Annotated in this window: 30 protein-coding genes; 2 read left to right on the forward strand and 28 right to left on the reverse strand. The window is 38.4% G+C overall.

Annotated elements, in window-relative coordinates; all coding sequences use genetic code 11:
* The 15 genes from atpG to BAQ44_RS27035 form a co-directional block, all read right to left on the reverse strand.
* On the reverse strand, positions 1-855 hold an 855-nt coding region (gene atpG / locus BAQ44_RS26965), incomplete at its 3' end, for a F0F1 ATP synthase subunit gamma (RefSeq protein ID WP_071724803.1).
* Between the two features lie 288 nt (positions 856-1,143).
* The gene (gene atpA / locus BAQ44_RS26970; RefSeq protein WP_000027514.1) at positions 1,144-2,652 is read right to left on the reverse strand and encodes a F0F1 ATP synthase subunit alpha; all 1,509 of its coding nucleotides are present in this window, start codon (positions 2,650-2,652) and stop codon (positions 1,144-1,146) included.
* Positions 2,653-2,663: 11 nt separating this feature from the next.
* Entirely contained in the window at positions 2,664-3,206 is a 543-nt protein-coding gene (atpH, locus tag BAQ44_RS26975) for a F0F1 ATP synthase subunit delta (protein WP_000064683.1), read from the reverse strand.
* Positions 3,203-3,709 carry a F0F1 ATP synthase subunit B gene (atpF, locus tag BAQ44_RS26980; protein WP_001142618.1) on the reverse strand — a complete coding sequence of 169 codons (507 nt, stop codon included), beginning with the start codon at positions 3,707-3,709 and terminating at the stop codon, positions 3,203-3,205. Before atpF ends, atpH begins: the two co-directional genes overlap by 4 nt.
* Positions 3,710-3,838: 129 nt before the next feature.
* Positions 3,839-4,057, reverse strand: a complete 219-nt coding sequence (gene atpE / locus BAQ44_RS26985; RefSeq protein ID WP_000052064.1) for a F0F1 ATP synthase subunit C — start codon at positions 4,055-4,057, stop codon at positions 3,839-3,841.
* A gap of 56 nt (positions 4,058-4,113) precedes the next feature.
* Positions 4,114-4,833, reverse strand: coding sequence for a F0F1 ATP synthase subunit A (atpB, locus tag BAQ44_RS26990; RefSeq protein WP_048542682.1), 720 nt, complete (start codon positions 4,831-4,833; stop codon positions 4,114-4,116).
* A gap of 7 nt (positions 4,834-4,840) precedes the next feature.
* Positions 4,841-5,233, reverse strand: coding sequence for an ATP synthase subunit I (locus BAQ44_RS26995; RefSeq protein ID WP_000567600.1), 393 nt, complete (start codon positions 5,231-5,233; stop codon positions 4,841-4,843).
* Positions 5,233-5,457: an AtpZ/AtpI family protein gene (locus BAQ44_RS27000; protein ID WP_001171219.1), complete on the reverse strand. Its 225-nt coding sequence runs from the start codon at positions 5,455-5,457 to the stop codon at positions 5,233-5,235. Before BAQ44_RS27000 ends, BAQ44_RS26995 begins: the two co-directional genes overlap by 1 nt.
* Positions 5,458-5,483: 26 nt before the next feature.
* Positions 5,484-5,597 carry a DUF4024 domain-containing protein gene (locus BAQ44_RS27005; RefSeq protein ID WP_071724806.1) on the reverse strand — a complete coding sequence of 38 codons (114 nt, stop codon included), beginning with the start codon at positions 5,595-5,597 and terminating at the stop codon, positions 5,484-5,486.
* A gap of 370 nt (positions 5,598-5,967) precedes the next feature.
* Positions 5,968-6,597: a uracil phosphoribosyltransferase gene (gene upp, locus BAQ44_RS27010; RefSeq protein WP_000517539.1), complete on the reverse strand. Its 630-nt coding sequence runs from the start codon at positions 6,595-6,597 to the stop codon at positions 5,968-5,970.
* A gap of 271 nt (positions 6,598-6,868) precedes the next feature.
* The gene (gene glyA, locus BAQ44_RS27015) at positions 6,869-8,110 is read right to left on the reverse strand and encodes a serine hydroxymethyltransferase (protein ID WP_071724808.1); all 1,242 of its coding nucleotides are present in this window, start codon (positions 8,108-8,110) and stop codon (positions 6,869-6,871) included.
* A gap of 253 nt (positions 8,111-8,363) precedes the next feature.
* Complete coding sequence (locus BAQ44_RS27020) at positions 8,364-8,981, reverse strand: TIGR01440 family protein (RefSeq protein WP_116758424.1); 618 nt, start codon at positions 8,979-8,981, stop codon at positions 8,364-8,366.
* A gap of 21 nt (positions 8,982-9,002) precedes the next feature.
* The gene (gene rpiB, locus BAQ44_RS27025; protein WP_000869917.1) at positions 9,003-9,446 is read right to left on the reverse strand and encodes a ribose 5-phosphate isomerase B; all 444 of its coding nucleotides are present in this window, start codon (positions 9,444-9,446) and stop codon (positions 9,003-9,005) included.
* 96 nt (positions 9,447-9,542) lie between these two features.
* A complete protein-coding gene (locus tag BAQ44_RS27030) occupies positions 9,543-9,983 on the reverse strand; it encodes a low molecular weight protein arginine phosphatase (RefSeq protein WP_061680022.1) in 441 nt (146 codons plus the stop codon).
* A 241-nt stretch (positions 9,984-10,224) separates the two neighbouring features.
* Positions 10,225-10,722: a PTS sugar transporter subunit IIA gene (locus tag BAQ44_RS27035; RefSeq protein WP_000473666.1), complete on the reverse strand. Its 498-nt coding sequence runs from the start codon at positions 10,720-10,722 to the stop codon at positions 10,225-10,227.
* A 387-nt stretch (positions 10,723-11,109) separates the two neighbouring features.
* Between BAQ44_RS27035 and BAQ44_RS27040 the strand changes: the two genes are divergently transcribed.
* Positions 11,110-11,496, forward strand: a complete 387-nt coding sequence (locus tag BAQ44_RS27040; RefSeq protein ID WP_061680023.1) for a DoxX family protein — start codon at positions 11,110-11,112, stop codon at positions 11,494-11,496.
* A gap of 159 nt (positions 11,497-11,655) precedes the next feature.
* Positions 11,656-12,267, forward strand: a complete 612-nt coding sequence (locus tag BAQ44_RS27045; protein WP_063262334.1) for a flavin reductase family protein — start codon at positions 11,656-11,658, stop codon at positions 12,265-12,267.
* 390 nt (positions 12,268-12,657) lie between these two features.
* Here BAQ44_RS27045 and BAQ44_RS27055 read toward each other — a convergent pair whose 3' ends face one another.
* From BAQ44_RS27055 to glpX, 13 genes are all read right to left on the reverse strand, one after another.
* Positions 12,658-13,173 (reverse strand): hypothetical protein, encoded by a 516-nt coding sequence (locus tag BAQ44_RS27055; protein WP_063262335.1) that lies wholly within the window; start codon positions 13,171-13,173, stop codon positions 12,658-12,660.
* Between the two features lie 10 nt (positions 13,174-13,183).
* On the reverse strand, positions 13,184-13,459 hold the full coding sequence (locus tag BAQ44_RS27060; RefSeq protein WP_000197468.1) for a DUF3935 domain-containing protein: 276 nt from the start codon (positions 13,457-13,459) through the stop codon (positions 13,184-13,186).
* 81 nt (positions 13,460-13,540) lie between these two features.
* Complete coding sequence (locus tag BAQ44_RS31625) at positions 13,541-13,672, reverse strand: hypothetical protein (RefSeq protein ID WP_258958303.1); 132 nt, start codon at positions 13,670-13,672, stop codon at positions 13,541-13,543.
* A gap of 19 nt (positions 13,673-13,691) precedes the next feature.
* Positions 13,692-14,240, reverse strand: coding sequence for a manganese efflux pump MntP (locus BAQ44_RS27065; protein ID WP_063262336.1), 549 nt, complete (start codon positions 14,238-14,240; stop codon positions 13,692-13,694).
* Between the two features lie 77 nt (positions 14,241-14,317).
* Entirely contained in the window at positions 14,318-15,358 is a 1,041-nt protein-coding gene (locus tag BAQ44_RS27070) for an L-threonylcarbamoyladenylate synthase (protein ID WP_061680027.1), read from the reverse strand.
* Positions 15,359-15,466: 108 nt separating this feature from the next.
* The gene (locus BAQ44_RS27075; RefSeq protein WP_000758431.1) at positions 15,467-15,925 is read right to left on the reverse strand and encodes a GNAT family N-acetyltransferase; all 459 of its coding nucleotides are present in this window, start codon (positions 15,923-15,925) and stop codon (positions 15,467-15,469) included.
* A gap of 49 nt (positions 15,926-15,974) precedes the next feature.
* On the reverse strand, positions 15,975-16,838 hold the full coding sequence (spoIIR, locus tag BAQ44_RS27080) for a stage II sporulation protein R (RefSeq protein ID WP_061680122.1): 864 nt from the start codon (positions 16,836-16,838) through the stop codon (positions 15,975-15,977).
* 112 nt (positions 16,839-16,950) lie between these two features.
* Positions 16,951-17,802, reverse strand: coding sequence for a peptide chain release factor N(5)-glutamine methyltransferase (gene prmC, locus BAQ44_RS27085; RefSeq protein WP_063262337.1), 852 nt, complete (start codon positions 17,800-17,802; stop codon positions 16,951-16,953).
* Positions 17,802-18,869 carry a peptide chain release factor 1 gene (prfA, locus tag BAQ44_RS27090; RefSeq protein WP_033656424.1) on the reverse strand — a complete coding sequence of 356 codons (1,068 nt, stop codon included), beginning with the start codon at positions 18,867-18,869 and terminating at the stop codon, positions 17,802-17,804. Before prfA ends, prmC begins: the two co-directional genes overlap by 1 nt.
* 190 nt (positions 18,870-19,059) lie before the next feature.
* Positions 19,060-19,644 (reverse strand): thymidine kinase, encoded by a 585-nt coding sequence (locus BAQ44_RS27095; protein ID WP_000281086.1) that lies wholly within the window; start codon positions 19,642-19,644, stop codon positions 19,060-19,062.
* Between the two features lie 110 nt (positions 19,645-19,754).
* On the reverse strand, positions 19,755-20,000 hold the full coding sequence (locus tag BAQ44_RS27100) for a type B 50S ribosomal protein L31 (RefSeq protein WP_000643447.1): 246 nt from the start codon (positions 19,998-20,000) through the stop codon (positions 19,755-19,757).
* Between the two features lie 446 nt (positions 20,001-20,446).
* The gene (gene rho / locus BAQ44_RS27105) at positions 20,447-21,718 is read right to left on the reverse strand and encodes a transcription termination factor Rho (protein ID WP_001053898.1); all 1,272 of its coding nucleotides are present in this window, start codon (positions 21,716-21,718) and stop codon (positions 20,447-20,449) included.
* Between the two features lie 394 nt (positions 21,719-22,112).
* On the reverse strand, positions 22,113-23,078 hold the full coding sequence (glpX, locus tag BAQ44_RS27115) for a class II fructose-bisphosphatase (protein WP_000442336.1): 966 nt from the start codon (positions 23,076-23,078) through the stop codon (positions 22,113-22,115).
* Between the last annotated feature and the right edge of the window lie 57 nt (positions 23,079-23,135).

Here is a 23,135-nt window from a genome sequence, read left to right on the forward strand (position 1 = left end):
TAACGCTGCTGCTCCACCAACGATTTCCGTAATTTCTTGCGTAATCGCTGCCTGACGCGCACGGTTGAATGAAAGTGTAAGTGAATCGATAACTTCCATTGCGTTGTCTGTAGCACTCTTCATTGCTGTCATACGCGCTGCGTGTTCACTTGCTTTACCGTCTAGTAATGCACCGTACACTAAGCTTTCTGCGTATTGTGGCAATAGTACTTTTAAAATTTCTTCTTCAGAAGGTTCGAATTCATAAGCTGTCGTCGGTTTATCAGACGCCACATCAGTAAGCGGTAAAATTTTATTTTCCGTTACTTCTTGTGAAATTTTACTTACGTAATGGTTGTAGTAAATATACAGCTCATCATAAGCACCATCTGCAAACATCGCAATTGCTCGAGAAGCAAGATCTTTAATATCAGTAAATGATGGGTGGTCAGATAGTCCAACTACTTCATCAATGATGTTAAAGCCGCGACGTTTTAAATAATCACGTCCTAGTCGACCAAGCACAATAATTGAATATTGGTTTGAGTCCATATTATGACGTTCACGAATTACGTTACTTACTGTACGTAATACGTTACTGTTATAACCACCTGCTAGTCCGCGATCAGATGTAATAACGATGTACCCTGTACGCTTTACAGGACGCGCATTTAGCATCGGATGATTAATTCCTTTACTTCCTTGCGCAATGCTCGCTACTACTTCTTGAATCTTTTCCATATACGGAACGAAAGATTTAGCATTTTGCTCTGCACGGTTTAACTTAGATGCAGATACCATCTCCATCGCTTTCGTAATTTGACTCGTTTTCTTTGTCGAGTTAATCTTCGCTTTTATATCGCGTAAAGATGCCACAGGTTTTCACCACCTTTTTTCCGGAAGTTGGCACGATTAGTAAGAGTTCTCTTCCTAATCTACGTTGCAAGATATTCTTGCTCATGATTGAAGGAAAAGAATAGGTGCACCTACTCTTTTCCTTTACATAACCGTCAGCAATCTCAGAGCCTGAGATGCCTTATATATATTATCTAGCTCCAGCGGCTTGAATGTTCGGTGGCTTCACTTCTTCCTACGAGGCAAAGACCGCCTCTTCGTCAGAAGCTCCATCCCCCTCACATTCAGGACGAGCCGCTTCCGCTTTTATTATTCAGAAGCTACGAATACTTTTTTAAATCCATTAATAGCTGCTGCAAATTTGTCGTCATCCGCAAGTTTCTTAGTTGTGCGGATTTCTTCTAATAAGTCAGTCGCATTAGAATCTAACCAAGCATGTAATTCTTCTTCGAAACGAGTGATATCTGCTACTGGGATATCATCTAGGAATCCACGTGTTAAAGCGTAAAGAATGATAACTTGTTTCTCTACACGTAACGGTTTGTGTAATCCTTGTTTTAATACCTCAACAGTACGAGCACCACGGTTTAGTTTCGCTTGAGTTGCTTTATCAAGGTCAGAACCGAACTGAGCGAACGCTTCTAACTCACGGTAAGATGCAAGGTCAAGACGAAGTGTACCTGATACTTTACTCATTGCTTTAATCTGAGCAGATCCACCTACACGAGATACAGAAGTACCCGCATCGATCGCTGGACGTACGCCAGAGAAGAATAGGTCAGATTGTAAGAAGATTTGTCCATCCGTAATAGAAATTACGTTTGTTGGGATGTATGCTGATACGTCCCCTGCTTGTGTTTCGATGAAAGGTAGTGCAGTTAAAGAACCGCCGCCTCTTGCATCACTTAATTTTGCTGCACGCTCTAATAAGCGAGAATGTAAGTAGAATACATCCCCTGGATAAGCTTCACGACCTGGAGGACGACGTAATAGTAATGAAAGCTCACGGTAAGCCGCTGCTTGTTTTGATAAGTCATCATATACTACTAATACGTGTTTACCATTGTACATGAACTCTTCACCCATTGTTACACCAGCATAAGGAGCTAAGTATAATAATGGAGCTGGTTGAGAAGCAGATGCAGTTACAACGATTGTGTAATCTAATGCACCGTGCTTACGTAGTGTTTCTACTACGTTACGTACAGTTGATTCTTTTTGTCCGATAGCTACATAGATACAAATCATATCTTCATCTTTTTGGTTAATGATTGTATCAAGTGCAACTGCTGTTTTACCTGTTTGACGGTCACCAATGATTAACTCACGTTGACCACGGCCAATTGGTACAAGAGCATCGATCGCTTTAATACCTGTTTGAAGTGGCTCATGAACAGATTTACGATCCATTACACCTGGTGCTGGACTTTCGATTGGACGAGTGTTTGTTGTATTGATTGGGCCTAAACCATCAACTGGTTGACCTAATGGGTTTACAACACGACCGATTAGTTCTTTTCCTACTGGTACTTGCATGATGCGACCAGTACGACGAACTTCGTCACCTTCACGGATTTCTGTGTAAGGTCCTAAGATAATGATACCTACGTTGTTTTCCTCTAAGTTTTGTGCTAGTCCCATAACGCCGTTAGAGAACTCTACAAGTTCACCAGCCATAACGTTATCAAGACCATGAGCACGCGCGATACCGTCACCAACTTGGATAACTGTACCAACATCACTAACTTCGATTTCAGACTGATAGTTCTCGATTTGTTGCTTTATCAGTGCGCTAATTTCCTCAGCTCTGATGCTCATGTGCTTCACCCCTATCTATTCTTCATTAATTCACGCTGAATACGTGCTAATTTTCCTTGTAAGCTTCCGTCATAAATGCGATTTCCAATACGTACTTTAATGCCGCCTAGTAAATCTTCATCTACAACATTTTTTACGCGAATTGCATCTTTTCCTGTTCTCTTTGCAAATGCTTCTGCAATGTTAAGCTTCTCTTCTTCTGATAGAAGACGAGTAGAATATACAGTTGCATCCGCTACGTTACGTTCTTCATTAGCAAGAACAACGTATTCATCTGCAATTTCAGGTAAGATATCAATACGTTTGTTATCAATTAAAATATATAACGTATTTAAAATAGATTCAGAAACAGACCCGAATACGTTTGCAAGAAACGTTTTCTTTTGTTCCTTTGAAATGTTCGGTTGCGTTAAAAAGCTATGTAGTTCTCCGTTCTTTACATAAACGTTTTGTACAAGGCGTAATTCCTCTTCAAACATTTCTAATACGTGTTTTTCTTTTGCAATTTTAAAAAGAGCGACAGCATAACGTTTTGCTACAATCCCATTGCTCATCGCGCTTCTCCTACTTCTTTAATATAATCGCGAATTAACTTAACTTGATCTTCTTCTTTTAACTCTTTTTCAATTACTTTAGAAGCAATTTGAACAGATAAAGAAGCCACTTGTTCTTGTAAAGCAGCAATCGCTTGCTCTTTTTCGCGTTGAATTTCTTGTACAGCAGATGCTTTAATTGATTCTGCTTCTTCTTTCGCAGCAGCAACAATAACATCTTTTTGATCTACAGCTTGTTTTTTCGCTCTTTCGATTAACTCTTGTGCTTCAACACGCGATTGTTTTAACATTTCACGTTGTTCTTCTACTAATTTCTTCGCTTCAGCGTTACTTCTTTCTGCAGCGTCGATTTCATTAGTAACATGCTCTTCACGTTCTTTCATAATTCCCATTAAAGGACCCCACGCAAATTTGCGTAGCATTACTAATAGAAGTAAGAAAATGAACAATGTATAAGCAATCGTTCCAAATGGAATGGCAGCCCCTAATAATAAAGTTGGCACAAGGATTCACTCCCTTCAAAATATCTAAATTGATCATATGAAAAAAAAAGACATACGTTTCATCCATAAAGCAATGGCGAAGAAAGTTCGGAAAAACACTCTTCGCCATCTATGTAAGGGGAGTCTCCCTTATTTGTTCATTACGATGAATGCAATAACTACACCGATGATTGGAAGTGCCTCAACTAAAGCAACCCCGATGAACATAATTGTTTGAAGTGCGCCTTTTAATTCTGGTTGACGAGCAACACCTTCGATTGTACGTGATACGATAAGACCGTTACCAATACCTGCACCTAATGCTGATAAACCAATTGCAATTGCAGCTGCGATTACACCTAAACTCATTTAATTTGTCCTCCTTTGTATTATAAAAAAATAAATTTTTTCTTACTTAAATTATATTAATGGTCATGGCTTACTTTATGAGCCATATAAACCATCGTTAACATAACGAAAATAAATGACTGGATTGACCCAACGAATACGCTGAATCCCATCCATGCTAACATTGGTACAAGCGCACCTAATGCTCCAAGGAATGATGCCCCGCCTAACTTAGCAAGTAATCCTAATAAGATCTCACCTGCATAAATGTTACCGAATAAACGAAGACCTAACGTTAATGTGTTAGCAAACTCCTCAATAACCTTTAATGGGAATAAGAATTTCATAGGTTGGAAATAACCTTTTACGTATTCTTTCGTACCCTTCATCTTAATTCCATAATAATGGGTGAGGGTAACTACCATCACGGCTAATGTTAATGTAACTGCTGGATCAGACGTTGGTGATCTCCACCATGCAATATGTTCGCCAGCCTCAACTGTTGAATACATGAATGGTAAACCAAGGAAGTTCGATACGATGATAAACATGATAAGCGTAACGCCAAGCGTTAAGAAACGTCCACCTGTTTTCCAGTCCATCGTACTATTGATAATCCCTTTCACGAAGTCAAACACCCATTCCATGAAGTTTTGCATCCCGGTTGGGCGAAGGGCTAAACTGCGAGTTCCGATAACAGCGATTAAGAAAACTATAACTGCTGCTACAGTAACCATCATAACTGATGACAAATCGAACGTTAAACCTAGAAATTTAACTAATTTACCGTGTTCCACTAGTAATTCACCTCTCTTCCCTGCTCTTATACTCTAAATAAAGAAAATCTATGATCATGACAAGGTATCCTGTCAGCAATCCCACACCTAAGCCCCACATCGCAATTAACTCTTGATATTTGGCTGCAAATAAAATTAATAACCCAATCGTGGCGAATCTTGAATATGTACTTACCGCTGTCGCCTTAAACTTCACGTTTTCTCCATTTGTTACGCGATCCAACAGCTTGTCTGTTCTACGTGCAATGATGCGCAAACTAAGAAAACTGAAAATCGTTCCGATAATCAGTCCAAGAAATACATCCTTGTAAGAGGTGAATCCCCATCCTAGCACTAGAAGCGCAAGCAAGTAGTACATATATTTCTTTTGTCTTTGGACAAGTCCATGTACGTCTATCATCATTGCTCTCCCGAATAGTAATGTCGAATGAGTCGAATCATTGCGTATACCCCAGTTCCTAATCCGAGTAATAACCCTATAATAAGAAACAATGGAAACGTTCCAACCTTATTATCAATCCACTGCCCACCAAAGATTCCAATAAGAATAGAACCGACTAACTGAGCAAGAATACCTGACATTAAAGCATAAGCTTTTATATGGCTGCGATCGTTTTTTTGCAAGGATTCATCCCTCCAATATGTAACCCTCATTCACGATGTGTTAATAATAACTCATTTTTTTGCATAAATCCTATACAAAATAAAAAGTTTACATTTTCGTCACTGAATAGATGTATTTTTGTCACTGAAAGCCCTACCATCTATCCCCGTTGTTAGCATACAATAGGGTATTAACAGTGTCAACGAGAAATCGTAAAAAATCAAAAAATTTGAGTATTAGTCATTTCCTCCCAAAAATGAAAACGTTCCCCTTCTAAATACTGGTTAGAGATATGCAATTTCTAACAGTTTTCTCTTTATAATAGAAGGAAATGTTCACAAGTTTGTCACTATTATATTTTTACGATATAACGCTTTCCTTCCATAATATAGTGCTCTTTAGACGTAAGACTTCTATATTATATGTGATGTGCATGCAACTTATGTTGTATATACTATGTATATTTATCCCCCTCCCCTACTTAATCAAGGTACAAAAAAACGAGAGGGAATCCCCTCTCGTCAGTTGTCTTACTTCGTTCCGAATAAACGGTCACCAGCATCACCAAGACCTGGTACTACATATCCGTGGTCATTTAATTTCTCATCTAATGCCGCTACATAAATATCAACATCCGGATGTTCTTCTTGTACTACTTTTACACCTTCTGGAGCTGCAACGATACACATTAATTTAATTTGCTTTGCACCGCGCTTTTTCAGAGAGTTAATTGCTTCAGCTGCAGAACCACCTGTTGCTAGCATCGGATCTAGTACGATAAAGTCACGCTCTTCTACATCCGTTGGAAGTTTCACATAGTATTCTACCGGTTGCAATGTTTTAGGGTCGCGGTATAAACCAACGTGTCCTACTTTTGCTGCTGGAATTAATTTCAGAATTCCATCAACCATTCCTAAACCTGCACGTAAAATCGGAATTAAACCAAGTTTTTTACCAGCGATCACTTTTGTTGTCGCTTTGCTTACAGGCGTTTCAATTTCAATGTCTTTAAGTGGAAGGTCGCGAGTAATTTCGAAGGCCATTAAACTTGCTACTTCGTCCACTAACTCACGAAAATCTTTCGTACCTGTATTCTTATCGCGAATATATGTAATCTTATGTTGAATTAACGGGTGATCAAATACATACAGTTTTCCCATGTGAATCTCTCCTTTAGATGATATTCATGCGTTTGCACGCTTTTTTACACTATTTACGATTGTAAAGAAAACGTTACTAATATTCAAGGGCAAATTTGGCAAAATCATAATTTTATGATGAATCTATCTAGTATCTTTACCAATTATGGGAGCTGTATCCTTCATTATATCGCCAAAATTTATTCATCATTTGTATACATACTTAAAGACCAATATATGTCCAAAAAAAGACTGCCAAAACAATTACGTCTCAGCAGTCTTCTTTCATCTATTATAGATCTGTGTACATTGGGAATTTGCTCGTTAACGCTTCTACACGCTTACGTGCTTCTTCTAATGCAGCTTCATTTTCATGATTTTTTAATGTGTAAGCAATAAGTGACGCAATTTCATCCATTTCTTCTAAACCGAAACCACGTGATGTTACAGCTGCCGTACCGATACGTACACCGCTTGTTACAAATGGGCTTGCTGTTTCAAATGGAATTGTATTTTTGTTCACTGTAATACCAACTTCATCTAATACGTGCTCCGCTACTTTACCTGTAATTTCTAAGTTACGAACATCAATCAGGATTAAATGATTGTCTGTTCCGCCAGAAACAAGTGTAAGTCCTTCTTTTTGAAGACCTTCAGCTAAGCGGTTCGCATTATTAATGATATTTTGTGCATATGTTTTAAAATCATCTTGTAGTGTCTCACCAAATGCAACAGCTTTTGCAGCGATTACGTGCATCAGTGGACCACCTTGAATACCAGGGAAGATTGATTTATCAATTTGTTTTGCAAATTGCTCTTCACATAAAATCATACCACCACGTGGACCACGTAATGTTTTATGTGTTGTCGTTGTAACGAAATGTGCATGTGGTACTGGGTTTGGATGTAAACCAGCAGCTACTAAACCAGCGATATGTGCCATATCAACCATAAAGTATGCACCCACTTCATCTGCAATCTCACGGAATCGTTTGAAATCGATAACACGAGGATATGCACTTGCACCTGCAACGATTAATTTTGGTTTATGTTCTTTCGCTTTTGCTAATACATCATCGTAATTAATACGGTGAGACTCAGCATCCACGCCATATTCTACGAAATTATATTGTACTCCACTGAAGTTAACAGGGCTTCCGTGTGTTAAGTGACCACCATGAGATAAATTCATACCAAGTACTGTATCGCCTTGCTCTAAAATCGTGAAGTATACTGCCATGTTCGCTTGTGCACCAGAATGCGGTTGAACATTTACATGCTCTGCGCCAAAAATTTCTTTCGCGCGATCACGTGCGATATCTTCCACTACGTCTACGTGCTCACAGCCACCATAGTAACGTTTTCCAGGATATCCCTCAGCATACTTATTCGTTAAAACAGAACCTTGCGCCTCCATTACTGCTTCACTTACGAAGTTTTCCGAAGCAATTAACTCAATCTTTGAACGCTGTCTTCCTAGTTCTGCCTCAATTGCAGCAAATACCTTTTCATCTTGACGTTTTAAATGATCCACCAAAATCCCCCTTTTCTGAACGAATTACATCGATTCCCAATAGTTTTTTCTCATTTATTCAGAAAAAACGAAAATTCAGGTTGTAATTCTTTCGAACCTTCATGTTTTCAACTACATTCTAACATGACTTTCTATATCATAAAAGAAAAAAAAGACCGAAAATCGGTCTTTTCTTTCTTCTATTATAAAGTCAGACTACATACCTTTTATCTTTCGATATAAAGCTATTATGCGACTTTATAATTTTTCATGTCTAACGGCAAGTAATAGTCTCTTCCTTCACCGCATAAACAGCACGTGCTCCACCAATTAGTTTCCCACGTGTTGTTGCCATCGTTACATGCGCACTTCCAATTTCCTTCACACCTGTACGAACAGGAACAGCTACATGCTTTAAATGCATACCGATAAATGTATCACCAATATCCATTCCTGCATCTGCTTTAATAAACTCAATTACTACCGGATCTTTCAAATTGTGATACGCATATGTTGCTAATGCACCACCTGCTGATCTAACAGGCGTAACTGTTACAATTTCAAATTGATATTTCATCGCCAACTCTCTCTCAACTACTAAAGCACGGTTTAAATGCTCACAACATTGAAACGCCAACTCAATACCTGTTTGTTCTTGAAATTGTTTTAACTCAGAAAAAATCGCCTCTGCTACTTCCATCGTTCCTGATGTTCCAATTCTCTCTCCTAGCACTTCGCTCGTGCTACACCCCACTACAAAAATTTGACCACTTTGTAATGAAGCTTGTTCTTGGAAATCAGAAAGCGACATTTGTAACTGTTCTCTTACCTTTACGATTTCTATCATTACGCCTCTTCCTTTCACAGGTTGGTTCACCAAATTATATTTCATACTGCTTCTAGTTAGAATCTATTACTTTGTTTCGTATGTTTTAATTTTTCCTACGCGGTTTTCGTGACGACCACCTTCATAGTCAGTTGTTAACCAAATTTTTGCGATGTCACGCGCTAGGCCTGCACCAATTACACGCTCGCCCATTGCTAGCATGTTCGTATCATTATGCTCTCTCGTTGCTTTCGCACTGAAAGTATCATGAACTAATGCACAACGAATACCATTTACTTTGTTCGCTGCAATTGACATACCGATGCCTGTCCCACAAACTAAAATACCACGATCTACTTCGCCATTCGCTACCATTTCCGCTGCTGGAAACGCAAAATCAGGGTAATCAACAGAACCAGCTTCACATTCACAACCTAAATCAATATATTCAATATTTAACTCTTCTAATAAACTTACAAGTTCTTTACGGATATTCATACCGCCGTGATCAGATGCTACTACTACTTTCATTTTTACCCCTCCAAAGTTTCAATCAATTATCTTCATTTCTCACTCGTTACCTTAACGGAACGAAGTGATCTCCAATATCGTATTATACACGAAACATCAACCCTCTGAATGTTTTTTCAGTAAAGTTTGTACAAGTTTTTCCATCTCTTCTAATGTTTCCTTATAAATAGAAAGTGATCCGCCGAATGGATCTGAAATATCCTTACTTATCCCCTCGGTTACTCCATATAATGTATCTACTTTCTTTTCAACACTCGGATAATGCCCAAGTACAATTTGCTTATGGTTTTCCGTCATCGTTACTACAATATCTGCCCAATCAATCAAAGTTTCATTTACCTGCTGCGCGGCATGATTGATTGCAATTCCCTTTTCAGCTAAAGCTTCCTTTGCATATATCGACGCATCACTACCAGGATAGGCGAAAACGCCAGCAGATTGCACTTCAAACTTACCTTCTCCATGATGACGAAGTAACGCCTCAGCCATCGGGCTACGGCATGTATTTCCAGTGCAAACAAATAATACTCGTTTCATCTAACCCCACCCCTTTTCTCTGCTTCCTTTATCATAGCGTACATAAGAATAGAACAAAAGAAATGTGAATATACGAAAGGCGCATTTCTCTTATATTTTTTCTAAGAAAAATGCGCCTTATCCACATATATGTGAAACCCTATTTCCAAGTGCCCAAAGTATTTTAACATACATAAGGAACAGACTACAAAACAAAATAAGGAATCCATTTCATACGAAACGGATTCCTTTCATGCAATAATTATTTCATTGTAACTTTCATTACTTCTGTTGAACCTTTTGTAGCAGTTACACCTACAGTTGTCTTAATAGACTCAGCTGCATCTGTATTTGTGATAACGATTGGAGTAATTGTGCTTTTCGCTTTTTCACGGATTAATTCTAAGTCGAATGAGATTAATTTATCTCCAGCTTTTACAGCTTGTCCTTCAGAAACGTGAGCTTCGAAACCTTCGCCTTCCATTTTTACAGTTTCTAATCCAACGTGGATTAAAATTTCTGTACCGTTTTTCGCTTTAATTCCAATTGCATGTTTCGTGTGGAATAATTGTACGATTTCACCATCAACTGGAGATACAACTACACCTTCAGTAGGATCGATTGCAACACCGTCACCCATCATACGACCAGCGAATACTGGATCTGGTACTTCTTCAATATTTTTCACTGCTCCAGTTAATGGAGCTACGATTGTTTCTTCATTTGTTTTTGAACCAAGACCGAATAATTTTTTAAACATAGGATAGTCCTCCTTATAATTTACCTAAAAGTTTATAGGGCAATCTCTATTAAAGATCGAAATAAACGTAAGACCTCATACTTCGAATATTATACTGTAAAAACGCTTTCGAAATAAATTACGTCATTACTACTAGACTCTTATTGTAGCGCCTCACAAAATTCCAGTCAATTCTGATTGTCTGAATAACAATAAGAAGTTAACTTCTACTTATATTTTCTCTTTTTTTACCCAACTTGTCTAGAGGTCTTTACTACATTTTGTTTTTTGTCGCTAATTTGTAAAATTATTTTCAAACTTTTTTCGAAATCCACTTGACTAAAGTAAGTAACTATTTTATCATTACTTACATAAGGTAAGTTAATAACTTTTAGGAGGTTTTTAAAAATGATGGATTTCGGTCTTCTTATTATTCGTCTTATTATAGGTATTACATTCATGGGTCATGGTGCTCAAAAATTATTTGGTTGGTTCGGCGGTTACGGTTTAAAAGGAACAGGCGGCTGGATGGAATCAATCGGTTTACGCCCTGGTGTATTCATGGCATTTATGGCTGGCGCAACTGAATTATTAGGTGGCTTCTTATTCGCATCAGGTATTTTCACTGCAGTTGGTTCATTATTTATCGTTGGAACAATGTTAATGGCAATCTTCACTGTTCACGGAAAAAATGGTTACTGGGTGACACAAAACGGATATGAATACAATTTAATGTTAATCGCTGTTGCGATCGGTGTAGCTTTAATCGGACCTGGCGCATACGTTTTACTATAATATTTATCTCAGTTTCGAGATTATTCAAACGGAACTTACTTCATTACAATTGAAGTAAGTTCTTTTTATGCAATAAAAATATTATTTCCAGCAGGAGTTTTCCACTAACATCTTGTAAACAAACAATAAGTCGTCATATTTAGAAAGGGGATTTTACACATGTTATCCATTAATCCAAATGAACAAACAGAAAAAGAGAATTACAAATTATTAACGGGAAGTATCATTCCACGTCCTGTCGCATTCGTTACTTCTGTAACAAAAGAAGGCGTATTAAACGGAGCACCGTATAGTTATTTCAATATCGTCGCTGCCAACCCACCACTTATTTCAGTTTCTGTGCAACGGAAAGCAGGAGAAAGAAAGGACACTTCCCGAAACGCAATTGAAAAAGGTGAGTTTGTCGTACATATTTCTGATGAATCTTACGTAGAAGCAATTAACGAAACAGCAGCTAATCTCCCGCCAAATGAGAGTGAAATTGAACTAGCAAAACTAACACCAATTGAAAGTGACGTCATCTCTGTTCCAGGTGTAAAAGAAGCAAACATTCGAATGGAGTGCGTACTAGAACGCGCAATCCCTCTTGGCGGAACAGAAGACTCACCAGCTTGTGACCTATTAATCGGACGCGTCGTTCGTTTCCACGTCGCAGAACACCTATACGAAAAAGGTCGCATTCACGCAGAAGGACTAAAACCAGTAAGCCGTCTAGCAGGACACAACTACGCAAAACTAGGAGAACAATTTGAATTGGTGAGGCCTATCTAAAAGTGGAGGCGGCTCGTTCAGAATCGCAGGGTATTGGAGCTCTCTCGCATGAAGCGCTTTTTGCTTCATGCGAGAGAGCGAAATGACCGGAGATTCTAGCCGCTGGAGCTGGATATCAACATAAAAGTGGAAGTGGTTCGCTCAAAATAGAATACCTGTAAAATATAAAAGGCTGTACCAAATTAATTTGGTACAGCCTTTTCATAGAAGAAGAAAAATAATTTTTCAATTTTGGTCATCGACCTCTTTTACCATCATTGGTCATCGGTAAAAAGTAACAGTGTGATCGGTTATTGGATGATTGGTTGTACCCTTTGCCATCACATAATCTCATTTTTACAAAAGCGGTCTTCTTCTATGCCTTGAAGCAGAGTCTCACCACTTCAAGGTTTAAAAGTATTTTTCACCATCGAAGTCTAGTTCAATCGCGTAGTTTTTCGCATTAATTAAATTGGACAATCTATTAGCTTGTCTCTCTAACTCTAAACCTTTTACACGATATACTTCAGGATCAAACATTGCTACTTTTAAAAGAGATGATGTTTCACCGTAAGAATATACATGTTCTTCTTTCTTACTCACGCCAAACTCTTTGCACTTTCGAGCTTTTGCACGTAGTTGTGTTGCAAGCTCTATCGCCTCAACAATCGTTACGTTTTCTCCATTGAAGTTAACTTCATTTTGAATATTTGCTTCGTACATCAATTTATCTAAAAGACGAAAGTCAGCGCGAACTTCATCTAACTCTTGTTCAACTTGTATCAATGTACGCGTCTGTTTCGGAAGTGTATCACCTTTTTCAATTTCAACAAATCCAATTTGGTTCATCTCTTCTTCTAATTCATGTATTCTTTTCGATAACACGCTTTTTAATTTTACAGCTTCTGCTAAAGAAATGTTAGACATAGTCTCCCCCTTATATTTCTTCCTTCTGCTCCTCTAAAGTAGGTACTTTCTCTTTTTTCGGTTTCCCAAGCTTAATTACTAAGAAATATAGGGAAAGTAATGTAATAAGAAAAACGATTATAAACGGATACGGAGAATAAAAAGCACGCGCCGCCTCCGTTTTTCCCGCAACAAACTTCAATGACTCAATATCTAAAAACTCAGCAAACATTTGTACACCGAGCATACTAAACCAAAAAACAAAAAAACTAATAATAATACCAAAAACTTGTTTCAATCTCGTCATTCATCTCATCCTTTCTATATGTGTAATTTTTTAGCGCAATCAGTATAGTACAAATAAAACTATGCACAGAAAGGAGCTATCTTACCATTCGCGAATTAAATTCATCCAACCTAAAATTGAAATTTGCAAAATAATACCCCAAATAACAAGCAGTCGCAACCATCTAGGAAAGAAAGTGACAAATCGAATATACCACTCCAATAGCTTGTTCATAACGCCCTCCTCCTTAAAATTATATAGGAAAAAGGAGATATAATCCAAATCCAACCAAAATGATACCGCCTACTATCTCGCCATATGTGCCGAGCATGTCTTTCGCATGCCTACCAATTAATAAACCAAGCCACGCTAATAACATACTAACAAATCCAAAAAGTAATATCGTAATAAGTGTCTGCGCCCCGTAAATACCAAGACTAAGGCCTACTGAAAAACTATCTATACTAACACCAAATGCAAATACGAACAAACTAATTCCAATAGGGGCCGTTCTAGTCTCTTCATTCTCCAAAATAGAGGAATATACAATATAAAATCCTAGTCCAATTAATAAAATAGCACCTGCAAAATGTGCAATATCTCCATACTGCTCTGATAAAAAACGACCTAATACCATCCCTATAAATGGCATGATAATATGAAATATCCCTATCGTCATACCGATATACAGGATTTGTCTTCCCTTTAAGGTCATCATTCCCATACCAAGACTCACCGAGAACGCATCCATCCCTAAGGCGAATGCCATTATTGTTAAAGGTAGTAGCTGTTCAAACGTCATTCATGTCCCTCCTCGGACGTGCTACTTCAAAATATGCTTATCCGAGGAGAAATATTCTGTTTGCTAATCGTACCTTATTATTCAGTAATAATTTGATGCCCTGCCGCTTTCGTTAAGCGATTCATAATAGCATTCCCTATTCCTTCATTCGGGAATGATTCACTAAAAATAACATCCACTTCACTTGCATCAAACGTTCTAAGTACATCATATAATTTAGTCGCAACGCTTGCTAAATCGCTTCGAACACCACAAGACAATACAACATCTGCGTTGTATACATGCTGATACTCTTCTGTCGTTAATACACCTACTTTGAACCCTTCTTCTTTCTTCTCATCCACAAGGCGTTGAATAAATTCACGTGAACCTTCCACAATACTCAGTGGCGCTTTCGGTGCATAATGTGTATATTTCATTCCAGGTGATTTCGGTTTTTCCTTCTCATCCTTTAAAGCCGGATCTAAAGAAACAGTACCAATCACCGCTTCCAATTGTTCTTTCGTAATCCCACCTGGGCGTAATATTGTTGGAACATCGCTCGTACAATCAATTACAGTCGATTCAACACCTACTCCAGTCGCCCCACCATCTACAATACCTGCGATTTTCTCATTTAAATCTTCATATACGTGAGACGCTAACGTCGGACTTGGACGACCAGAACGATTCGCACTCGGTGCTGCAACAGGTACATTTGCCTCTTCAATAAGAGCAAGCGCTACTGGATGATCAGGCATTCTTACTCCAACCGTATTAAGTCCTGCCGTCACCTTCTCTGAAATTCCTTCTTTTCTAGGTAAAATAATTGTTAACGGACCTGGCCAAAAATGTTCCATTAACTTCTCTGCAACTGGCGGGATTTCTTTCACAATCCCGTCCAACTGTGACTTTGTACCGATGTGGACAATCAGTGGATTATCACTCGGTCTTCCTTTCGCTTCAAAAATTTTCGCGATTGCTTCATCATTCATCGCGTTGGCGCCTAGTCCATATACCGTTTCTGTAGGGAAGGCAATCGCCTCGTTTTCCCTTAATAATTTTGCTGCTTCTTGTAACTGTGGATAATATTTATTTCTTTCCACAACATTATCCACAACCCACATATTTGTATGCATTTTTTTACACGTCCTTTTCTACCCTGAAATACTTGTCTATTTTTAGTTTACTATGAGATTTATCCAAAAGACAAACAAGGTTTATCCACAAAATGTGGATAAACCTAATTAATCCGTGGATAACTTTGTGAATAGCTGACAATTTAGTATTATTGCATTTGGCTCTTTTATATTTTTACAAAAGTGTTCTAACTGTCGAATTCCCTCTGGTACGTTTTCTTTCTCTATAGTAACAAAGTCGAAAAACTGAAAGATTGTTATAGATTGTGGATGATTTGTTAGTAAGTACAATTGTCGAATATTTTTTTCTTTCATATACTGCAAAAACATTTCAAAAAAATATAAGAAAGTCTGTTTATCCACATTAGGTGTGAATAAACAAGAACGAATCAATGCGTGTTCTTCACTTTGTTCATATCCGATAACAGCCCGTATTTCTTCCGCCTCTTCCAAAATCATAAATTGCGCGTACAACTCATTTATTTTATCATCTTTTTTATTAGCTTGTCCGAAAAAAGAATGCAATCTTTCCACATCTGCTTTCGTTGCAAAATATACTTTCTTCATAGTAAATCCCTCCTCTTTTTTATATATGAGAAGGGATTTACTAATAGTACTATTTAGAGAATAAAGATGTAAAAGCTTCTACAATAAATAACTTCACTTCTGGCTTTTCTTCTTCCTCCTCTACTTTTACATACTCATTTTGTTTTTCTTGCTTTTGTTCCACAGGTTTCTCCACTTTTTCCACAGTTTTTGTTTCTTCTTTACTTACAGGTTGTTCCTCTACTTTCGTTTCATTTTTTACTACTTTCTTTTCAGAAGCTGTTACCTTTTTTGCAACTTCCTGCTTTACAACTTTCGTTTCTTTCACTTTATCCTCTTTCTTCTCTCGTACATCCACTACTTCCTCATCTTGTTTCTTAACTTCTCCTTCTTCAGGAGATTCAGCCTTCACAACATGTTCTTCTTTCCTTACAGCTGTACCACTTGAAAAATCTAAGAAACACATCGGCGGAAATAATACACACCACCAGTTTGCCCCTTCACCTTCCCCGATTGTAATCAATACCGCCTCATATTCCCCTGCTGGGTAAATAAAATTCCCATATACCTTTGTAGGAAACTTTACATTCTTACTGAATTTCACTTGAAATGAATCTTTACTTCCTTCTTTTTTCAACGTATTTGCCACCGTTTTTTCGATTTCTGGAATATGACTTTGAATGACTTTACGTGCCTCTTCAAATGAAGTTAAATCCGCTACCCATCCATCAATTTGTGCTTTTACTTCATCACGCACTTTACGCTTTAACGCCTGATCTTTATCTGAATCACTATTTGCTAAAATTCGTAATCGAACGGCCTCTTTCGGAATAACTGAAGGCCCTTTCGCATCAGCTTTCATATATCCAAACTGCACAAGCAACTGTGCACCAATTAATAATAGAAGAAGATAAGCAATAACTTGTTTTTTCATTTCCTCCACCGTCCCTTCTACAAACAGTGTGGACAGACTTTCATCTTTCTAAACTATTAAATTCAAAATCTATATAAATTTTTCCACAAAAAAATAGAGTAAGGTGTGAACCTTACTCCATCTCTGCAAATACCATACGATCTTTTCCGTTAATATCAAAAACAATCTGAACATGAGCATGAGGAAAAGCTTGTTGTAACAGCTCTTTTACGTCCTCACCTTGTCCTACTCCAATTTCAAATGCCACAATTGCTTTCTTCTGCAACACATTCGGCAACTCTTCCATAAAACGGCGATAGAAATCTAATCCGTCCTCACCACCAACAAGGGCTCTCTTTGGCTCATGCTCTTTCACCACAGGAGAAAGGCCACGCCAATCCTCTTCCGGTATATATGGAGGATTTGAAACAACAACATCTAGCTTTTGACCTGTTTCATGAAATGGCGATAATAAATCACCGTGATAGAACGTTACTTCTGCGCCCAAAGTTTTTGCATTTTCTTTTGCAACTTCAATCGACTCTTGTGCAATATCTACCGTATACACATGAAGATTTTTATTTTCTAAAGCAAGCGTAATAGAAATCGCACCACTACCTGTACCGATATCCGCCACATGCAGTTTCTCATCACCAAAATGACGCTCGATTCTTTCTAACACTCCCACTATGAGCTCTTCTGTTTCCGGTCTTGGTATTAATACTTCTTCATTCACAAAGAATGACCGTCCATAAAACATTTCATAACCAATCATATATTGAATAGGAATACCTTCTACATGCTTGTGAATAAACTCCGTAAAACTTGTTTCTTGTTCCACAGTTATTTCTTCACGCATATTCATGAGCATTCCGGTTCTGTTCGTCTTTAATACATGACAAAGGACAATTTCTCCCGCATTTTCATCTCGTCCATTTTCCTGTAAAAAAGAAGAAGCCCATTTCAGGGCTTCATAGACACGCATTACTCAGCTGCCTCCATCTTTTGAGCCTGATCTTCCATCACTAAGGCATTGATGAAATCATCTAACTTACCTTGTAAGATTTGATCTAGCTTTTGAATCGTTAAACCGATTCGATGGTCTGTAACACGGTTTTGCGGGAAATTATACGTACGAATACGCTCTGAACGATCACCCGTACCAACAGCTTGTTTACGGTTTTGATCATACTCAGCTTGTGCTTCTTGTCTAAACTTATCATAAACACGTGCGCGTAATACTTTCATCGCTTTTTCTTTATTCTTAATTTGTGATTTCTCATCCTGACACGATACAACTACACCAGTCGGTAAATGCGTTAAACGTACCGCTGACATCGTTGTATTAACACTTTGTCCACCAGGACCACTAGAAGCAAACGTATCTACACGAACATCTTTTTCATGAATACTAATCTCTACTTCTTCTGCCTCTGGTAATACAGCTACAGTTGCTGTAGATGTATGAATACGTCCACCAGATTCCGTTTCAGGAACACGTTGTACACGGTGAGCACCATTCTCGAATTTTAGCTTCGCGAACGCACCTTTACCGTTAATCATAAAGATAATCTCTTTATATCCACCTAACTCTGTATAGCTCGCTTCGATAATTTCAGTTTTCCAACCTTGTACCTCAGCATAACGGCTATACATACGATATAAATCACCAGCAAATAAAGCTGCCTCATCACCACCAGCAGCACCACGAACCTCAACGATAACGTTTTTATCATCATTAGGGTCTTTTGGAACAAGTAAAATTTTCAGACGCTCTGACAATTCTTTATCTTGTCCTTCTAATTCAGAAACCTCTTCTTTTACCATTTCACGCATATCAGCGTCTAACTTATCTTCTAACATTGCTTTTGCATCTCTTAATTGCTCACGAACATCTTTATACTCACGGTACACCTCTACCGTTTCCTGCATATCAGATTGTTCTTTTGAATACTCACGAAGCTTATTCGTATCACTAATAACCTCTGGGTCACTTAACAATTCATTTAACTTCTCATAACGATCTTCTACAGCTTGCAAACGATCTAACACACCATTCACCTCTACATCCTAGTATCTAATACAAATAGTATATGGTACTTAATAAAAAAAACGCAAATTATATTTAAAAGTGGAGGTGGCTCGCTCAGCTCTGACTGCCTAACGTTCTTAGCTGTACGAAGAGCCGACCACCAATCTTCATCTATTTTGAAAAAAACCCGCTCTACATAGCGAGTTTCATTTATCTTTGTTTTGTAGGTACTGCATGACAATGACGACAACGTGGTTCATACGATTCTGAAGCCCCAACTAAAATAATCGGATCATCAAATGCCGCTGGTTCTCCATCGATTAAACGTTGCGTACGACTTGCAGGAGATCCACATGCAGAACAAACTGCCTGCAATTTAGTTACATGTTCAGCAATCGCCATCAGCTGAGGAACTTGTCCAAATGGTAGACCACGGAAATCTTGGTCTAATCCAGCTACAATGACACGATAGCCACGATTTGCCAATACTTGCACCACTTCCACAATGTCCCCATCAAAAAATTGTACCTCATCGATTGCAATAACATCCATTTCTTCTGTTACATGATTAAATATATCTTTTGACGCTGAAACAGGAACTGCTTTAACCTTTAATCCATTATGTGATACAACATCTTCTTCACTATAACGATTATCAATACACGGTTTAAATACAATCGCATGTTGCTTCGCAAATTGCGTACGGCGTATACGGCGGATGAGCTCTTCTGATTTCCCAGAAAACATACTCCCGCAAATCACTTCAATCCAACCATTTTGATTCATTAAGTACATTGAGCTCTCCTTTCATCTACTTTCCTAATCCAAAGTAGGGTAAAGGTTTAATATTTTTGCAAAAAAAACAGACAAGCGAATACATACACTTGCCTGTTTTATGTTCTTTATTACTTGATACCGTACTTCTTATTGAAGCGGTCAACACGTCCGTCTGCAGTAGCAAACTTCTGACGTCCAGTGTAGAATGGGTGAGAATCAGAACTGATCTCAATTTTTAGTAATGGATAAGTGTTACCATCTTCCCACTCAACAGTTTCGCTAGAGCCTTTAGTAGACCCGCTTAAGAATTTGAAGCCTGTGTTCGTGTCCATAAATACAACTTTATTGTAATTTGGATGGATTCCTGCTTTCATTCTTTTCATCTCCTTCCGCCCTGAATCATTTTCGAAACAGAGTTTTTCATCTTCAGCTGCTTACACAACTATATTGATGAAACACATATGATGAAATTATAACAAGGCTAACTCCATTTTGCAACTACCTGTTTTTGTCTTTTTGAATTTAAAAGCAAAAGCGGCTCGTTTAGAATCGCAGGACATTGGAACTCTCGACCTTGAAGCGCTTTTTGCCTCGTAGGAAGACGCGAAGCCACCGACCATTCTAGCCGCTGGAGCTGGATCACCACCTTACAGTGAAGGCGGCTCGCTCAGAATCGCAGAACACTTCAAGCTCTCGACCCAAATATGATTTTCATCTCAAAAAACAAAATTTTTTCCATATATTACTCTCTCTAATATTCCCTTAAAAAAACATAAAAAACTCGCTTACTACGAAATAAGCGAGTCCCAATCTTTTCCCTTTACTTAGTTGTTACATATCGTTTCGAATCTGCAACAATGTTTTGTAAAAATTCTTCATTTGTCTTTGTTTGACGAAGTTTACGTAAGAAACCTTCAACAAAGTCTGGTGTATCGCGCATTGTTTTGCGAATACCCCATAGCTTGTCTAAATGTTCTTTCGGAATTAATAGATCTTCTTTACGTGTACCAGAACGGCGAATATCAATTGCCGGGAAGATACGACGCTCAGCTAATGAACGATCTAAATGAAGTTCCATATTTCCAGTTCCTTTAAATTCTTCGTAAATTACATCATCCATACGAGATCCTGTATCAACCAGCGCTGTTGCTAAAATCGTTAAGCTACCGCCTTCTTCAATATTACGTGCAGCTCCAAAGAAACGCTTCGGTCTATGGAAGGCAGCTGGGTCGATACCACCCGATAATGTTCTACCACTTGGCGGAATAACAAGGTTGTAAGCTCGCGCTAAACGGGTAATACTATCCATTAAAATGATAACATCTTTTTTGTGCTCTACAAGACGCATTGCACGTTCTAATACAAGTTCCGCTACTTTAATATGATTTTCTGGTACTTCATCAAAAGTAGAGCTTACAACATCACCCTTAACAGAACGTTCAATGTCTGTTACTTCCTCTGGACGCTCATCAATTAAAAGTACAATTAATTCAGCTTCCGGATGATTTGTTGTAACACTGTGTGCGATTTCTTTTAATAGACTAGTTTTACCAGCCTTTGGAGGCGCGACAATTAAACCACGTTGTCCAAATCCAACTGGTGCGATTAAATCCATGATGCGTGTCGGTAACTTTTTCGGTTCCGTTTCCAATTTCATTTGGCGATCTGGGTATAATGGTGTTAATGCAGGGAAATGCACACGCTCTTTTGCTGACTCTGGATCATCTCCGTTTACAGCTTCAACTTGTAATAATCCAAAATAGCGTTCATTTTCTTTCGGAGGTCGTACTTTACCAGAAACCTTGTCTCCATTACGTAAATCGAAACGACGAATTTGCGAAGCTGAGATATAAATATCTTCTGAGCTTGGAGAATAGTTGATAGGACGTAGGAATCCAAATCCTTCTGATTGAATAATTTCTAATACGCCTTCCATGAAGAAGAAACCTTCTTTTTCTGCTCGAGCTTTTAGGATAGCGAAGATTAACTCTTTTTTCGTTAATTTGCTATAATACGAAATCTTAAATTCTTTCGCAAGCTCGTATAACTCTTTTAATTTCATGTTTTCTAATGCTGCAATTGACAAATTCATTCAGACACCACACTTTAACGTTATTCTCTTTTCACATGGGTAAAGGGAAAAAATACGGAAGGCAAATAATTAATAATGAAAGGCAATAAGTTCAAGTAGGGTAATATTCACTATTGTAACCCTTTTATCTAGTTTTAATCAATACGTTGAAACACAAATACAAGAAGCGAAGACAAGAAAATTTGTCTTCGCTTTTATTTAACCTAGTTCCAGTAGCCAAAATGGCCGAGAGCTCCAATGCCCTGCGATTCTGAACGAGCTGCTTACGCTTTTTATTTAATCCAGCTCCAGCAGCTAGAATGGTTGGTGGCTTCACTTCTTCCTGCGAGGCAAAAAGCGCCTCTACGTCAGAAGCTCCATCCCCCTCCCATTCTGAACGAGCTGCTTACGCTTTTTATTTAATAACCAAGTTCGGTTTTTTATTCAAGCTATGACGTCCGTCTACGAAGCGTACTGTGCCTGATTTTGCACGCATAACAAGGGATTGAGTTGTTCCTACGCTGCCTTTAAATTGAACGCCGCGTAATAGTTCTCCGTCTGTTACGCCTGTTGCTGCAAAGATTGCATCGTCACCTTTTACTAAGTCTTCCATACGAAGGATACGATTTATATCTTCAATGCCCATTTTTTTACAACGAGCTAATTCAGCTTCATTTTGAGGCAGAAGCTTTCCGTGGATTTCTCCACCTAGACATTTTAATGCAACTGCTGCTAATACACCCTCAGGTGCTCCACCAGAGCCGAATAAAATGTCTACACCTGTACGATCGAATGCAGTATTAATTGCTCCAGCCACATCTCCATCGTTAATTAATTTAATACGAGCACCAGCTTTACGAATTTCTTCGATAATCGCTTGATGACGTGGACGATTTAAAACTGTCGCTACAACATCTTCAATATCTTTATTTTTCGCTTTCGCAACCGCACGTAAGTTATCGATAATAGGCGCATCAATATCGACCGCCCCAACTGCTTCTGGGCCAACCGCGATTTTATCCATGTACATGTCAGGAGCATGTAACAAATTACCATGATCTGCAATTGCAATAACAGCAAGAGCATTCCATCCACCAGCTGCTACAATGTTTGTCCCTTCTAAAGGATCAACTGCAACGTCTACACGTGGTCCATATCCCGTACCTAATTTCTCTCCGATATACAACATTGGTGCTTCGTCCATCTCACCTTCACCAATGACAACTGTACCTTTCATCGGGATTGTATCAAATACGTCACGCATAGCTGATGTTGCTGCACCGTCTGCCTCATCCTTTTTCCCGCGCCCCATCCAACGCGCTGATGATAATGCTGCAGCCTCTGTTACACGTACTAACTCCATAGATAAACTTCTTTCCACGATAATCCCTCTCCTTTAAGTCTTTATATATTCTGCCGTATTTTGTGAACCGTGTTT

Origin of the sequence: Bacillus mobilis (assembly GCF_001884045.1) — a bacterium.
GTDB lineage: Bacteria > Bacillota > Bacilli > Bacillales > Bacillaceae_G > Bacillus_A > Bacillus_A mobilis.